This is a genomic window from Moritella viscosa (genome assembly GCF_900120065.1).
GTDB lineage: Bacteria > Pseudomonadota > Gammaproteobacteria > Enterobacterales > Moritellaceae > Moritella > Moritella viscosa.
Window position 1 is genome coordinate 143886 of sequence record NZ_FPLG01000114.1, and the last position, 15583, is coordinate 159468.

Genomic DNA, 15583 nt, shown 5'->3' on the forward strand with positions numbered 1-15583 from the left:
GCCTTACTTATTTAAGTGCTAGCGGTCGTAACCTGAATCCGTTGGTATTTGCCGTAATACTTGTTGCTGTTCTTTATCGATTTTTTTGTGTAGTGCGGCGATTAACTCGAGATCTAACTTCGCATAGAACATATCTTCTTCGGCTTGACCTCTCTGGCGCATCGTTTCGTTAAACACTGACATATCGATTACCTCTAATAATCCGCATACTAGTAATTTTAGTTTATTTTAGGAAAAAGCGTTATTAGAGGCGGGGATTTAACATTCAAAATTATTGATTAAAGATTTGTTTACTTTGTTTTAGAATATCTAAAACGTCTAATAAAGAGGCGCTTACAGTGTGGCCTAATGTTAATATTTGAGCACTGGGCTGTACTAGATCTGGGATCTGGAATGTCTGCATATTGGCACTTACTGCAGATAATACTCCGTTATTCGAATCTTCAAAAGCTAAGCATTGCTCCGGTTTAATATTTAAACGACCAGCTGCAAGCAAGTAAATTTCTGGGTCGGGTTTGCCATTCTTAACTTCACATCCTGTTGTCAAATTATCAAAAAACTGTTCTAAGCCTGCAAGCTTTAATTTGATTGTTGCAACATCTTGTTGTGTTGACGTCGCAACAGCAGTAGGAATATTATTGTTTTTTAACCAAGTTAATAGCTCAATAACACCATCTTTAACTGGAATGGCTTGGTGCTTAACGACGGCGTTGTAACGTGTCCGCCATGCTTCATGTAGTACTGGATAATCTAAATCACTGCCGTAGCCTGCACGGATCACTTTTTCAATGCCTTGAGAATTACGACCGATGATATCGAGGTAGACATCTTCTAAAAATGGAATGGATAATGATGTACAGGCTTCTTCAAATATTCCTTTACAAACTCGCTCAGTATCAAGAAGTAGTCCGTCCATATCAAAAATAGCAGCTTTGTAATTCAATTTTATTTATCCTAATGTTTACTGAAATTAAATGGATGTGCCTATTCTAACAAATTTAATTGATCCATGATTATATTATATGTGTGTGATAATTATACAGTTGTAAGGGAGTGTAATACTGATTAATAATTGCTTGAACTTATTATAAGGTAATTAAATAAGAGATGGAGATGAACTTCAGTATCAATTAGATAATACAGGGAATTTATGAAAAGCTTAATTAGTGGCTTATGTTTAACGCTTTTAGTCGTAGGGAATGTAACGGCAAATGAGACAAAACCTATTACCGTGGATGTATTAGCTAAGTCCACGACGAGCTGGGATGGCTCTGTACTTCCAAGTTATCCAAAGGGAAAGCCGGAAGTCACTATCTTAAAAATTGATATTGCACCAGGGGTTCAGCTGCCTTTGCATGAGCATCCAGTTATTAATGCAGGTTATTTAGTGAGTGGTGAATTAACTGTTGTAACACAAGACGATGAGATTTTGGAACTTAAAGCGGGGGACACTCTTGTTGAAGTTATTAACAAATGGCACTACGGAATAAATAAAGGTGATGTACCAGCTGAAATTGTTGTTTTTTATGCGGGTATTGAAGGGGAGCCTTTAACGATTAAGCATAAATAATTAAAGTCAAAGGCTAGGTTTTTTAATCCTAGCCTTTTGATAATCTTGTTTTTTATGAAAATTTCAAGCTAAGCATACATAGGAACAAGTACCATAGTCCCTGCAATAACGGTAATTAGACCTGCTAATACGGGTTCTGATGTTCGTTTAACAACTTCAAATGGGCTGATTTTCCCCATGCCACTTGTCGCGACAATGACACCCGCTACCGGTGAAACAGTACGACCAAGGTTCGATGCTTGTAACATCGGGATAATTAAGAACGCTGGATTTAAGCCCATTTTACCGGCCAGTGTAGGAGCAAGTTCAACAAATGCATAAAAAGGAGCGTTGCCTGAGCCTGTTGCTATTGCTGCCGCTACAGTGAGACCTGTTAAAATTAGCATTAATGCAAATCCGCCTGCACCTGCTGCCTCCGCAAGGCCGATTAAATTATCAATAGCACCAATCGACATCAAGCCCTGAGCAAAGACTCCAGCAGCAACTAATAGCATGACGACACCTTTAAAAGCATCCGCCATACCTTCATAGCAAGACTCCAAGTCCTCTAAAGTAGCCTTCCCATCTAATCGTTTAGTAATAAAATCGATAACTGCACTAATGAAAATTGATAATACTACGATTGTGTAGATATCAAGCTCTAGTCCTTTAACTGTTGAACCGTTAAATACAAAGACACCGACAATAGGCAGAAATGGCAGGATGGAATAATAACTTGGTGCAGTTACTGTTATTTCTGATATGTCTGTTTTTTCCATTGGCGTATTTTCTTTTTTGTCTAAATAACGATTCCAGAAAAATGCCGCAGCGGCCATCACAATAATGGCACAGATTGATACGGGTAATACGGTTTCCACAGAAAATACATGCAGTGGTAATCCAGATTTTTCGGCTGCGACAACAACATCGCCAGACGTTGGTGACAAAATAATAGCAGCAGGTGATGCACAAACAGCAACGGCGGCTGGTCGAGATATCCCCATTGCTGTCATCATTGGGAATAAGGTTGCCATGAGTAACACGCCAAGACCAGTTGCAGAGCTTACGGCTAGTGACATTAAGCAAGCAACAATATAGGCCGCGACAAGTAGGGTATAAGGTGATTTGATAAATGATAATGGTTTTGAAAATTGTTTAACAACAACATTGTTCGCATCAATCTTAGTCATGTAAGCTGCAAAACCACATAACAGCATAATTTGCATGCCTAAGCCGCCACCTCGATATTGAAGCATGTATTTAACAAATTCTAATGAGTCTGTAATGGTATTCCCTGTGCTTGCTATGCTTGAGGGGAGAATTTGCTTGCCAAGTAAGCCCGTTATAATGAGTAGTGTAATACCTGCGGTGAGTAACACACCTGCGGCTTTGTATTCTTTGACGATGAAATAGCCTACTGCGATCGTTACAGCTAGGCCAACAAATAATTCCAACATGAAAATACCCTTTTTATTGTGTTAAGAGTGAGTAATAAATTGTTTGATATTTAAGATAATCTTTAGATATCACAATCGACAAGGTACCTAAAAAGGGTGGTTAAGACGATTGCTAACAACATAATTAATGATCTAAAACAGGGTTTTATTTTCGTGTTAACGAGGTGTTGTTATATTGGTGTTTTCGTGGGGGGGCGATGTGAACATCATGTTTCTTTCAGTATTTTGTTTTTGTCAATCAGTTAGTTTTATAAATATATAAACTATCGTATAGATATCATAAATTGGAGTATTCCCAGATGTTTGTGCTGAAAATTGATACTGAAGATGGCTGCTATCTGATCGGTTTTTGTATTGTGTAAAGAAATGTAAGCGTTGCTATTGTTAACCGTTTATCTAGGTGGTAGCTTGCACTGTTTTCGACATACAATTTCTCATCCTTCATACATATAAAATATTGTTGGTTATAGAAATGTATATTTAAGGTAATTCACTTATGTTTGCTAAAAACCTTTCGATAGGCAAGAAAATCGCCCTTGCTTTTACGATTATTGCAATGATCAATTTGGCGCTAGGCCTATTCCTTATTACTGAGCTAGGAAAGATCAAGGGTGAGCTGCTGAACTACACCGATGATACTTTACCCGCTGTATTTGAAGTGGATGAAATACGCGATAAAATGTCTCTTCTGCGTCGTAGTCAATTTGCTATGATTCCTCTTCAAGATAAAATCAAGATAGAACAGTCTATCCAACGTAATAAACAGGTTCTTAAAACAATCGAAGTAGGCTTGGCTGCTTATGGTAAAACAGTGTGGCCGGGTGAAGAGGCTAGAACATTCAACCGGTTGATGAATAATTGGAATCAGTATGTTTCACGTATGGACCAGTTTAACAATAAAATGCTTGCGATGGAGAATACTGCCGCATATCCAATATTGACACAATCTCTTGCTCAATTTGAAAGTATTGAATCAGATATTAATAAAATTCTAGAGATCCTAAAAGAAGCAATGGATCTGAATCGTGATTCAATTTTGAATTCGGTGATGAGTTTAAACACTACATCTATTATCGGTAATATCACGATTTTGGTGCTTATGGTTGTGATGACGATGATGTTGACACGACTCATTTGTGGCCCTCTTAAATTAGTCGTTGAGCAAGCCAACGCAATTGCAAATGGTAATTTAGCACAAAAGCTAGATCGAGAATGTATTGGTAATGATGAATTAGGTACTTTGGCCGATGCATCACTTAAAATGCAAAGTAATCTACGTCAACTGATTCATGAGATTATCTCTGCAGTGACTAAATTGAGTAATGCGGTTGGAGATATTAGCCTTGTTTCCAATTCATCTTCGGATGGAATGAAAGATCAGCAATGTCAAATCACCCAAGTCGCAACAGCAATGACAGAAATGAAAGCGGCTGTGGCAGAGGTGGCAAATAATACTGAGCAATCAGCTTCTCAGGCATCTAGCGCGAATGATAAATCAAAAACAGGTGCGCGTAATAATGAAGATATGGTTAATTCCATTCAAGAAGTGGCTAATCTTGTTGGTTTAGCCGGTGATTCTGTTTCTGAATTAGAGCAGCAGTCTAGACAAATTAATGTTGTAGTAGACGTTATTCGAGATATAGCTGAACAGACTAATTTATTGGCGTTGAATGCTGCGATTGAAGCTGCACGAGCCGGTGAATCAGGTCGAGGTTTTGCTGTTGTCGCTGATGAAGTGCGAACTCTTGCTGGACGTACACAAGCTTCAACCGGAGAAATCACGGTCATTATTGAAAAACTACAGCTAATGTCTAAAGATGCCAGTGATGCGACTGCTCGTTCTCGTGCTAGTATCGAAACATGTGTTGATCAAGGTGTGAATTCGCAACAATTGATGTTATCAATCGAAGAATCCATTGCAAATATAGCTGATATGGGTGCGCAAATTGCGAGTGCATGTAGTGAGCAAGACTGTGTTGCTGATGAGCTAAGTAGAAACGTAGAAAATATTCATGTTACTTCTCAGGATGCAGCTAATGGCGCAGAAAAAATGGCAGAGTCATGTCGAGAACTCAGCCAGTTATCTCTAACATTACAAGATGCAATGGGACGTTTCAAACTTTAGTTAACTTTATGCCCTCGTTCCTGAGGGCCTTATTTATATAGGACTCCTTGTGACGTTTAAAAAATCATTACTATCTTTATCAATCGCTTCTCTTTTGTTTCCGTCGTTTTTAACCACCTCAGCCCCATTATTATTAGATGATCCTATTCCGTCTCGACAAGAGATCCAGCAATCTAATTCTTGGTTAGAGATAAATTTAGGCCAGTTTGAACAAAATATTCAACAGTTTAAAAAGCATATTAAACCCGGTACTAAGATTTGTGCTGTTATGAAGGCAGATGCATATGGAAATGGGATCCGTGGTCTGATGCCAACGGTTATCGCTCAGGAGATACCATGCATTGCTATTACGAGTAATGCTGAAGCTCGATTGGTTCGATCAAGTGGTTTTGATGGTCAGCTTATGCGTGTCCGTTCTGCGAGTATAGATGAAATTAAACAGAGTTTAGAACTGAATATTGAAGAGTTAATTGGTAGTGAAAATCAAGCGGCACAATTGGCAGCACTTTATGAAAAAACAGGTAAATCGACTAAGATTCATATCGCATTAAATGATGGTGGTATGGGAAGAAACGGTATTGATATGTCATCTGCAGCAGGTAAGCAGGAGGCCGTAGCTATCGCCACATCAAAAGGTATTGAAGTAGTTGGAATTATGACTCATTTTCCTAATTACGATGCGGAATATATCCGTGATAAGTTGGTGGGATTTAAGCAGCATAGTGCTTGGTTAATACAGAATGCATCGCTAAATCGAGATGATATTCTTTTGCATGCTGCAAACTCTTATACAGCGCTTAATGTGAAAGAAGCACAGCTTGACATGGTAAGACCTGGTGGCGTTTTTTATGGTGATTTACCAACTAATCTAGAATACCCTTCAATTGTGTCGTTTAAAACACGTATAGCGTCGATTCATCACCTGCCTGAAGGTCAAACAGTTGGTTATGACAGTACTTATACCGTTAAACGTGCAAGTATCCTAGCAAACTTACCTGTTGGCTACTCTGATGGTTATCCTCGTAAGATGGGTAATAAAAGTGAAGTGATTATTAATGGCCAACGAGCGAAAGTTGTTGGTATGACATCAATGAATACAACTATGGTCGATGTTACAGATATTCAAGGTGTTTTTCCTGGGCAAGAAGTAACGCTTTTTGGTGCTGACAACAAAGAACGAATTACGATTTCTGAAATGGAAAAAAATGCGGACCTAATCTTCCCAGAACTTTATACATTATGGGGTTCAGCTAATCCGCGTTTTTACGTTAAGTAAAAATCCTAACAAGTCAAATTTGTTGACTAATACCTCGTGATAATCTGTATTGTGGCTAAGTGAATCTGGCGACAATACAGTCTTACCTGTGAGCCTACTATAGCTTGCGGTAGATCAAGTGCTTGGTTTTACACAATCGCTTGTTTAGGTTAATATTAGTTTATTAAATTAGATGTTAAATATGCATATGGAAGAAACATGACTAAAGCTAAAATAGGTATTGTGACAGTAAGTGATAGAGCCAGTGCTGGCATTTATGAAGATCTTTCCGGCAAAGCCATTATCTCTGTATTGAATGAGTACCTGACTTCCGAGTGGGAGCCTGTTTATGAAGTTATTCCTGATGAGCAAGATATAATTGAAGCAACATTGATCAAAATGGCCGATGAGAAAAACTGTAGTTTGATTGTGACTACGGGAGGCACAGGCCCCGCTAAGCGTGACGTAACGCCAGAAGCGACAGAAGCTGTTTGCGACCGTATGATGCCAGGATTTGGTGAGCTAATGCGTGCAGAATCGCTCAAGTTTGTTCCAACGGCAATTCTTTCTCGTCAAACTGCGGGTTTGCGTGCAGATTCATTAATCGTTAACTTGCCGGGCAAACCAAAATCAATCCGTGAATGTTTAGATGCTGTATTTCCAGCTATCCCTTATTGTATTGATTTGATGGAAGGTCCTTTTCTTGAGTGTGATGAATCGGTGATTAAACCGTTTCGCCCAAAATCGAAATAATAGACCATTTATTTATTCTCCCAATGAAAGTCCATAATTAGCGGCCGCTAAGCTATAAGCTAATCTACTGTAATACTTTTTAAGTATAAAGGGTTTAGCTTTTTTTGCATTTTGAACTAATTTAGTAGTGATACCAATCATAATAAACACATGATTATTCTCTGGCTAAATATAGGATTAATTTATGGCTACAGATCCGTCCGCTCAATACGTGAAAATAAAAAAAAGACACCCACAGTTGATTAATGCTGTCGAATCACTTGGTAAAGAGGCTAAACAGTCAGGACCAATAGATGAAAAAACCGCACAGTTAATCCAATTAGCTGCCGCCGCAGCCATTCGTTCAGAAGGTGCTGTTCATAGCCATGCCAAAAGAGCGCTAGAAGCCGGGGCGAGCATTGATGAGATTCGCCATGCATTACTGTTGCTAACCTGCACGTTGGGTTTTCCCTGTGTTATGGCTGCGTTGAGTTGGGCTGATGAAAAGCTATAGTTTAAGCCTATAGATTGCGCATCACCTGGTAAATGACATTGTCCACATCAATGCTAATGTGTTGTGATGCGTCTTGAGCATAGGCGTTGATGTTTTTGTATAGCTCGCCAATCATTGTGATACCGCCGCATTGAATCGTGAGCACTATATTGGCGGTGATAATATCTATAATTGCTTTCTCATCAGAGTTTGACTCAAGAGCATCCACTTCTTGTCGCCAATCGGATTGGCCTTTTATTTTAGCCAATGTACTTTCTGAACTTGCTAATAACGCGCCGCTAATTCTCATAACTTAGAGTTCCTCTGGTGTTTAATGGGAATACTTAACGTGTTTTTAATGCCTTAATTTACCTTGCCTAGCATGTTCATGATGATAACCACTACCTGCTTTGCTAAACCCACAGCTAATGATTATTGGCTGTACTAAGTCAATTAGATCTGTTGTTTTCATTTTAATGGTTTCAGAATGATCACCTGCGTTAAAACTGATCTCGTCTTGTTTTATTAATGTCTCTGAAATATAAACCGGCATACTGAACAAATGACCAAAAGGTGGCATTGCACCTGTTTCGCAATCTGGAAACATGCTACTGAACTGATGTTCATAAGCTAAATTGACATAACGGGCGCCAATAGATAAAGCAATATTATCAAAATCAATGGTGTAGGGTGCGGGCATCACAATCATAACGAGTCTTGTATCTGCGGTAATAATGACAGTTTTGGCAAAAGACATACCATTGGTTTTACTTAATTCAGCCACATGCTGCGCAGTATAACCGGGTGGGTGATGATCGCTTTGGTAGTTTATATAAGCCTGATCTAAATAGTGGGTGATTTTTCGCATAAGCATAATCAACCTCCCTAGCGGTTAATGCGCTAATACATTTATTAATAATGTTTAGGAGCTTTAATTATAGTTGTTAATTATTTTAATGACGGGTTACGAGATAAGCTCAGTAAAAGAAATCATGACGTTTTGGCCGGTGGGTGGTGAATAGAAAAAGGGTAAAATGTATAAACATTTTACCCTTTAGTATTTACATATTTAACTTAGGCAATAAGTGCGTTAATGCTTAACGTTTGTTACTGCGTTTAGCTTGCTGCCCTTGACGACCTTTATTTGCTGACTTGTTAGCGCTTGGACGGCTGCCTGATGGCTTCTTGAATCCACCGCCTTTAACACTACCATTCGCATTTTTACTACCGTTGGTGCTGTTATTGCCACCTACAGTGGGTTTTTTACGGTTAGGCTTGTTACCGCCTTTATTACCGTTCTCGTTAATGCCAACACCTTCTTGTGGAGCAAGACCTGTGTGTTTAGTTAACGCATTAGTGAACTGCTTAGTACCTGGTTCTGCACGTTGTTGCTTAACACCTTTATTACTGGTACTCGGCTTGCTCTTACTGTTAGCACCACCTTTACCTAAGTGTGGTTTCGCCTTCGCTTGTATTGCTTGTTTTTCAGCTAAGCTTTCTGGTGGTACCAAGTGTTTTGGACCGCGACCAATCAGATGACGGTTACCTGTTTTAAGCAGGTACTCGCGAATTTGTGGCCAGTTAGCTGGATCGTGATAGCGTAAAAGCGCTTTGTGCAGACGACGTTGACGGGCACCTTTAGGCACAACGACTTTTTCATCTGTTTCACGTACTTTATGTAATGAGTTAAGCTCTGTGTGATACACGGCTGTTGCATTAGCAAGTGGTGAAGGGTAGAAGTTTTGTACTTGATCAAGCTTAAACTTATACTGTTTTAACCATAAGGCTAACGTCAGCATGTCTTTGTCATTCGTCCCTGGGTGTGCAGAGATAAAGTAAGGAATGAGGTATTGTTTCTTGCCAGCTTCAGCAGAGAAACGATCAAACATTTCTTTAAACTTATCGTACGTGCCCATACCTGGCTTCATCATGATATCAAGTGGTGACTTTTCGGTATGCTCAGGCGCAATTTTCAAGTAACCGCCGACGTGATGTTCTACTAATTCTTTCACGTAACGAGGATCTTCAATCGCTAAATCATAACGTACACCTGATGCAATCAAGATCTTTTTAATACCCGGAACTTTACGTGCGCGACGGTAGAGATCGATTGTAGGTGTATGGTCTGTGTCCATGTGCGTACAAATTGCTGGGAAGATACACGAAAGGCGGCGACAAGTTGCTTCCGCTTTTGCACTCATACAGCCCAGCTTATACATGTTTGCTGTAGGTCCACCAAGATCGGAAATAACACCGGTAAAACCAGGCACTTTATCGCGGATTGCTTCCATTTCTTTGACAATAGAGTCTTCCGAACGACTTTGAATTACACGTCCTTCATGTTCGGTAATTGAGCAGAAAGAGCAACCGCCAAAACAGCCACGCATAATATTGATCGATGTTTTGATCATATCGTATGCAGGGATCTTCTCATCACCATAACTTGGATGTGGCAGACGCGCGTATTCTAAATCGAATACACCATCCATCTCACCTTCTGCTAGTGGAGTTGCTGGTGGATTTAACCATACTTCACGCGCACCGTGTTTTTGGATCAAGGCACGAGATGAAACAGGGTTTGTTTCTTGATGGAATACACGTGAGGTATGTGCGTATAACATTTTGTCTTTTTTCACTGTTTCCATGTCAGGCAGGCGAATATAAGTTTCGTGCCAAGGCATCTGCTTAGGCGCCTGCATTACTATAGGTTTCGCCACATCTGCATCAGAATTATCAATCACTTGTTCATTATCTTGTTTAGAACAGGTTTCATCAATTTCAGTGTAAGGGCTGATAATTGGTTCAATCTTGCCTGGAGTATCGAGTGTTCGTGAGTCAATACCTTTCCAAGTTGGTAGTGGTTCTTTTAGCATCACGCCTGTACCACGAACATCTTGAATGTCTTTAATTGATTCGCCACTTGCAAGACGATGTGCTACTTGGATTAATGGGCGTTCTGCATTACCGTAAATCAGCATATCGGCTTTTGAGTCAGGTAGCACTGAACCACGTACTTTATCTGACCAATAATCATAGTGCGCAATACGGCGTAAACTGGCTTCAATACCACCAATAACGACAGGTACATCTTTAAATGCTTGCTTACAGCGTTGAGTGTAAACTAATACTGCACGGTCAGGACGTTTTCCGCCGATGTCACCTGGTGTATAAGCATCATCATGACGTAATTTGAGATCCGAGGTATAACGGTTAATCATCGAATCCATGTTACCGGAAGTTACGCCGAAAAATAGATTCGGGCGACCTAGCTCTTTAAACGGTTCTGCACTTTCCCAGTCGGGTTGAGAGATAATGCCGACACGAAAGCCTTGTGCTTCTAAGGTTCTGCCGATAATAGCCATACCAAAACTTGGGTGATCGATATATGCGTCACCTGTAACAACAATAACGTCACAGCTATCCCAACCGAGCTTGTCCATCTCTGCACGTGTCATTGGCAAAAATGGAGCGGGTTTTGTCACCCGATTCTGAAATTTTGGATATGAAAAAAGATCTTTGGCAGTTTGCATAAAGTACTCTTGGGTATTAATTTTAGTGCGCAAAATTAATTGCGAAGGCTATTTTCACGGCTGGAATAAATACAAAAAAGAGAAAGCCAGCCGTTACTGAGGGCGGATTATAGCCACTTACAACGTCTTTTGCGATTAAAAGCGGCAATATATATTTAGCTTGCTTGTAACAGGTTGAAAAACTGAGTTAAATTATTTGCTTCATAATCGGCTTTATAGTTTAGATTTGTCACAACTTGTTCTGAACCGGACAGCCAAACCGTAGTCATACCAAGGGTTTTGGCCGGTTTGAGGTTGCGAAGTTGGTCATCAAAGAATACCGTGTTGTAGCGATCAATCGCGTGTTTATCACAAAGTGTTTGATAGCTTGAATTGTGTGGTTTTAGCTCATAATTTGCATCTTCTAATGAAAAAATATCATCAAAGCAGTCGATTAACGCTAATTCTTTTAGAATTTTAGTCGCGTAATGTTTTGGTGAGTTCGTATAAATTATTTTACGGCCAGCCAGTTGGTCGATCTGTAATCCTAAATTGGGCTGTGCTTTCAGCGTCGCCATATTAATGTCGTGGCAATAATGGATGAAATCATCACGATTCACATGGTGGTGTTTGATTAGCCCTTTTACTGTACCGCCATATTGTCTGTAATATTGGTTAGATAAAAGTGTGGCCTCAGGAAGTGGTAGAGACAGTGCGTCAGCTATAAACCGGTGCATTCGTGATTCGACCTGCTTTAATATACCTAACGAAGGGCAATAAAGCGTGTCATCAAGATCGAACAAGTAAGTATTGGCTTGGTTAATTTTCTGCATATGACTCTTCTCAAATTTTACGCTGCTCAATGCATTAATCGTGGATTTTGTGTGTTGATGATAAATCTGAATGAGCAGTACGCGTTATAAGGCTGCAATATTAGTGTAAAAGTACAATAATGCAAATGTATCCTATTTTGTTTGCTTAAATAGCGTCTTCTTTTTGTTGTTAGAACTCCAACCAGATGAAAAACGTTAAAAAATAGGTGCTTAATTTTTCAGAAACTTTTATCCTATCTACTGTGTCTCAACATTGTGAAGATAATATGATAATTAAACCAAAAACTCGCGGTTTCATCTGTACCACAACTCATCCTACTGGTTGTGATTTTAATGTTAAAGAACAGATACAGTATAATAAAGAGCAAGGTGCTATTGAAAATGCACCAAAACGTGTTCTGGTAGTCGGCTCATCAAGTGGTTACGGGCTTTCGTCTCGTATTACTGCTGCATTCGGTGGTGGCGCTTCAACTATTGGTGTGTTTTTCGAGAAACCGGCAACAGAGAGAAAGCCGGGTACAGCAGGTTGGTATAACAGTGCTTCATTTGAAAAATATGCAGCAGAAGAAGGCCTATATGCAAAGAGCATTAATGGCGATGCATTCTCTGACAAAGCAAAACAAACAGCAATTAACCTAATTAAAGAAGATCTAGGTCAAATTGACCTCGTTGTTTATTCATTGGCATCACCAGTACGTAAGTTACCAAGCACTGGTGAAGTTGTACGTTCTTGCTTGAAACCTATTGGTGAAACGTATACAGCGAAAGCGGTTGATACCAATAAAAATAAAATATTTGAAGCAAGTGTTGAACCTGCAACAGAGCAAGAGATCAAAGATACCATTACCGTAATGGGTGGTGAAGATTGGGAACTATGGATGTCTGCATTATCTAATGCCGGTGTATTAGCTGACGGATGTAAAACCGTTGCTTATAGCTATATCGGTACAGAAATTACATGGCCTATCTATTGGGATGGTGCCTTAGGCAAGGCAAAGCAAGATCTTGATCGTGCTGCTCATGCGATCGATGCTGGCCTAAAAGTAAAAGGTGGCAGTGCAAACGTAGCTGTACTTAAGAGTGTTGTCACACAAGCAAGCGCTGCAATTCCTGTTATGCCGCTTTATATCGCGATGGCATTCCGTGTGATGAAAGAACACGGTTTACATGAAGGTTGTTTAGAGCAAATTTCACGTCTATTCCGTGGTTCACTTTACCCACAAGGTCTTAGCAACGCTAAATTAGACGAGGAAAATCGTTTACGCATGGATGATTGGGAACTTCGTGAAGACATTCAAGCTACTTGCGTGAAGCTATGGGACGAAGTGACCGATGAGAACTTGTTTGAAACGACTGATTATCAGTATTACAAAGATGAATTTTTAGCATTGTTTGGCTTTGGTATCGAAGGCGTTGATTATGATGCTGACGTTAATCCGATTGTTGATTTTGCTCCAATTACACTTGACTAATCTTAGCCTGTTTTGAACTGTCTAGCTTAATTTTAGCTAGCCATTCATCGGGAACAAGTATTAACCGCTCTGCTTCTTTTTGATTATTATATCTAAGGAGCTGTAGCGGTTTTTTTTCGCCGATTTTTTGATGCTTATAAATATCAATTTCTGCCTTTGACGATGCGAGGTCACGGACTATTCCATGGCTGAAATTATAGTTATGTGTGTCTAAAGTGCTTTCAATCGGCATGTTATTTGCTTCAAGCTCCAACTTAACGTATACATATAACCTTAGATTAGGATTTAACAATTAACGAGGAGCGGGCATGGCCTCACTCAATAATAAAAAACTTGAAAATATTTTAACTGACTTTATGCAGCCACATCGTGTTCGTGATTTTACCGTTAACGGTATGCAGGTTCAGGGCAAAGACATTGTGACGAAAGTGGTCACGGGTGTCACAGCATCTCAAGCATTAATTGACGCTGCAGTAGAGCAGCAAGCAGATGCAATTTTAGTGCATCATGGCTATTTTTGGAAAAATGAATCACCAGCGATTACGGGGATTAAATATAATCGCATTAAAACGCTGATCAAGCATGATATTAACTTGTATGCTTATCACCTGCCGCTAGATATACACCCTGAATTGGGTAACAATGTTGAATTAGCTAAGCTATTAGGTATTACGGTTCGTCGTGGTCTGGAACCGTGGGATAAAGCGAGTGTTGCTTTAGTCGGTAAATTCGAAGATGAGATCTCAACTGAAGAACTCACTCAACGTATTGAAACTCAACTTAACCGTTCTCCGTTGGTTGTTGATGCGGGTAAGCCCATTAAATCGGTGGCTTGGTGTACTGGTGGTGGTCAAAGTTATATTGAATTGGCAATTGAACAGGGAATTGATGCATTCATCAGTGGTGAAGCGTCCGAACAAACCATTCATTTGGCACGTGAAGCAGGTATGAGCTTTTTTGCAGCGGGTCATCACGCTACTGAACGTTATGGGATTAAAGCGTTAGGTGAATGGTTAGCAGAAGAAAAAGGCTTGGACGTAACCTTTATTGATATTGATAATCCGGTGTAATTGAAAAGGCTAACTCATTAATAAAAATGTTGATGAGTAAGCCTTTGGTTCAATGTATGAACTATATATTAAGATTCTTGCTATAAGTGGTCATATGGATAGTCAGTTTTAAATCGGTGAGGATATTCCAAAAACGGCGTGATGCAGGTTGTTCACACAATGCCTTGATATCACAGGCCAGTGCTTGAGTTGGACATGCTACTTGGCGGTAATATTCGGCGTATGATTCAGACAAATGAGCATGAGCAGAGCGTACAGCATAAGGATCTATTGTTTTAATTTTGTTTTCGTAGCGTCTGATGACTTGTTCAATCGCTTTTAATTGTTTAACTCGATTTGTTATAATTGTCTTCTTACGTAGGCAAGCTGCTAATGGCTTTTTAATACAACCGATCGCAGTGTGTAATGCAATTTTTAGCCACAAGTCCCAATCCGATACCAGATTTATATTATGATCAAAACCGTCTAGTGCTAAATATAAATCCCGTCGAACAAGTACTGTCGATGTACCAATTATGTTTTCGGAGAAAATGGCTGCAGCACCTTTCGGGATGACAAATGCATCGGGACTATGTTGGAGTACTTGTTGTTTAAAATAATCACTATGTGTAAAACTATCATGAGTTACTTCATTTTTATCATTCATTAATTCACAATTAGTAAAGCAAATACCAAGTTGTGGATTTGCTTTCATAAACTTAATTTGCTGTTGTAGTTTGTCTTTATACCAGAATTTATCGGCATCAAGAAAGGCTACATATGTTCCACTCGCGACCCGAACCGCATGATTTCTCGCTGTAGAAGTACCTTCACTATTTAACTTTAAAGCTATAATGTTATTGTGTTTTCGGCAGAGTTGGCAAATCCATTCCCAGCTACCATCGGTTGAACCATCGTCAACAATGATGACTTCTATATTGTCTATATTTTGCCGCCAAATACTCTCGATTGCTTGAGGCAGAGAGGGAAGACAATTTTTACTTGGAATAATGACACTCACTGTTGGTTTCATATTCGCCCCCTATTTATCTATCAATTACAAATCCTTTGCATTAATAGATAGCTTAGTCGATTTTATTAATTTCGAC

Annotated in this window: 16 protein-coding genes; 7 read left to right on the forward strand and 9 right to left on the reverse strand. The window is 39.5% G+C overall.

What is annotated here, in order from left to right; translation table 11 throughout:
• Positions 1–18 precede the first annotated feature (18 nt).
• Positions 19–183, reverse strand: a complete 165-nt coding sequence (locus tag BT797_RS23900) for a hypothetical protein (RefSeq protein WP_170860791.1) — start codon at positions 181–183, stop codon at positions 19–21.
• 88 nt (positions 184–271) lie between these two features.
• Complete coding sequence (locus BT797_RS18825) at positions 272–943, reverse strand: HAD family hydrolase (RefSeq protein ID WP_045110544.1); 672 nt, start codon at positions 941–943, stop codon at positions 272–274.
• 207 nt (positions 944–1150) lie between these two features.
• On the opposite strand from BT797_RS18825, the gene BT797_RS18830 reads away from it, so the two are divergent.
• A complete protein-coding gene (locus tag BT797_RS18830) occupies positions 1151–1570 on the forward strand; it encodes a cupin domain-containing protein (protein WP_045110543.1) in 420 nt (139 codons plus the stop codon).
• A gap of 68 nt (positions 1571–1638) precedes the next feature.
• On the opposite strand, the gene dcuC is transcribed toward BT797_RS18830, so the two are convergent.
• Positions 1639–3006, reverse strand: coding sequence for an anaerobic C4-dicarboxylate transporter DcuC (gene dcuC, locus BT797_RS18835; protein WP_075473147.1), 1368 nt, complete (start codon positions 3004–3006; stop codon positions 1639–1641).
• Between the two features lie 496 nt (positions 3007–3502).
• Here dcuC and BT797_RS18840 point away from each other — a divergent pair, with 496 nt between their 5' ends.
• The 4 genes from BT797_RS18840 to BT797_RS18855 all read left to right on the forward strand — a co-directional run bounded on the left by BT797_RS18840 (position 3503) and on the right by BT797_RS18855 (position 7632).
• Positions 3503–5131 carry a methyl-accepting chemotaxis protein gene (locus BT797_RS18840; RefSeq protein ID WP_075473148.1) on the forward strand — a complete coding sequence of 543 codons (1629 nt, stop codon included), beginning with the start codon at positions 3503–3505 and terminating at the stop codon, positions 5129–5131.
• Positions 5132–5180: 49 nt separating this feature from the next.
• Positions 5181–6407: an alanine racemase gene (alr, locus tag BT797_RS18845; protein WP_045110540.1), complete on the forward strand. Its 1227-nt coding sequence runs from the start codon at positions 5181–5183 to the stop codon at positions 6405–6407.
• Positions 6408–6605: 198 nt separating this feature from the next.
• Entirely contained in the window at positions 6606–7139 is a 534-nt protein-coding gene (mog, locus tag BT797_RS18850) for a molybdopterin adenylyltransferase (RefSeq protein WP_075473149.1), read from the forward strand.
• A 184-nt stretch (positions 7140–7323) separates the two neighbouring features.
• Positions 7324–7632, forward strand: a complete 309-nt coding sequence (locus BT797_RS18855; protein ID WP_075473150.1) for a carboxymuconolactone decarboxylase family protein — start codon at positions 7324–7326, stop codon at positions 7630–7632.
• Positions 7633–7639: 7 nt separating this feature from the next.
• Here BT797_RS18855 and BT797_RS18860 read toward each other — a convergent pair whose 3' ends face one another.
• The 4 genes from BT797_RS18860 to BT797_RS18875 form a co-directional block, all read right to left on the reverse strand.
• Positions 7640–7921 (reverse strand): hypothetical protein, encoded by a 282-nt coding sequence (locus tag BT797_RS18860; protein WP_075473151.1) that lies wholly within the window; start codon positions 7919–7921, stop codon positions 7640–7642.
• Between the two features lie 45 nt (positions 7922–7966).
• The gene (locus BT797_RS18865) at positions 7967–8485 is read right to left on the reverse strand and encodes an aminoacyl-tRNA deacylase (protein WP_244534244.1); all 519 of its coding nucleotides are present in this window, start codon (positions 8483–8485) and stop codon (positions 7967–7969) included.
• Between the two features lie 223 nt (positions 8486–8708).
• The gene (locus BT797_RS18870) at positions 8709–11141 is read right to left on the reverse strand and encodes a YgiQ family radical SAM protein (protein WP_075473152.1); all 2433 of its coding nucleotides are present in this window, start codon (positions 11139–11141) and stop codon (positions 8709–8711) included.
• Between the two features lie 155 nt (positions 11142–11296).
• The gene (locus tag BT797_RS18875; protein WP_075473153.1) at positions 11297–11953 is read right to left on the reverse strand and encodes a pyrimidine 5'-nucleotidase; all 657 of its coding nucleotides are present in this window, start codon (positions 11951–11953) and stop codon (positions 11297–11299) included.
• A gap of 266 nt (positions 11954–12219) precedes the next feature.
• Here BT797_RS18875 and fabV point away from each other — a divergent pair, with 266 nt between their 5' ends.
• A complete protein-coding gene (fabV, locus tag BT797_RS18880; protein WP_075473208.1) occupies positions 12220–13425 on the forward strand; it encodes an enoyl-ACP reductase FabV in 1206 nt (401 codons plus the stop codon).
• Here the strand turns inward: fabV and BT797_RS18885 are convergent.
• The gene (locus BT797_RS18885; protein WP_075473154.1) at positions 13412–13657 is read right to left on the reverse strand and encodes a hypothetical protein; all 246 of its coding nucleotides are present in this window, start codon (positions 13655–13657) and stop codon (positions 13412–13414) included. The two genes, fabV and BT797_RS18885, sit on opposite strands and share 14 nt — an antisense overlap.
• 76 nt (positions 13658–13733) lie before the next feature.
• On the opposite strand from BT797_RS18885, the gene BT797_RS18890 reads away from it, so the two are divergent.
• On the forward strand, positions 13734–14495 hold the full coding sequence (locus tag BT797_RS18890; protein ID WP_075473155.1) for a Nif3-like dinuclear metal center hexameric protein: 762 nt from the start codon (positions 13734–13736) through the stop codon (positions 14493–14495).
• A gap of 61 nt (positions 14496–14556) precedes the next feature.
• On the opposite strand, the gene BT797_RS18895 is transcribed toward BT797_RS18890, so the two are convergent.
• Positions 14557–15507: a glycosyltransferase family 2 protein gene (locus BT797_RS18895; protein WP_075473156.1), complete on the reverse strand. Its 951-nt coding sequence runs from the start codon at positions 15505–15507 to the stop codon at positions 14557–14559.
• Positions 15508–15583 lie beyond the last annotated feature (76 nt).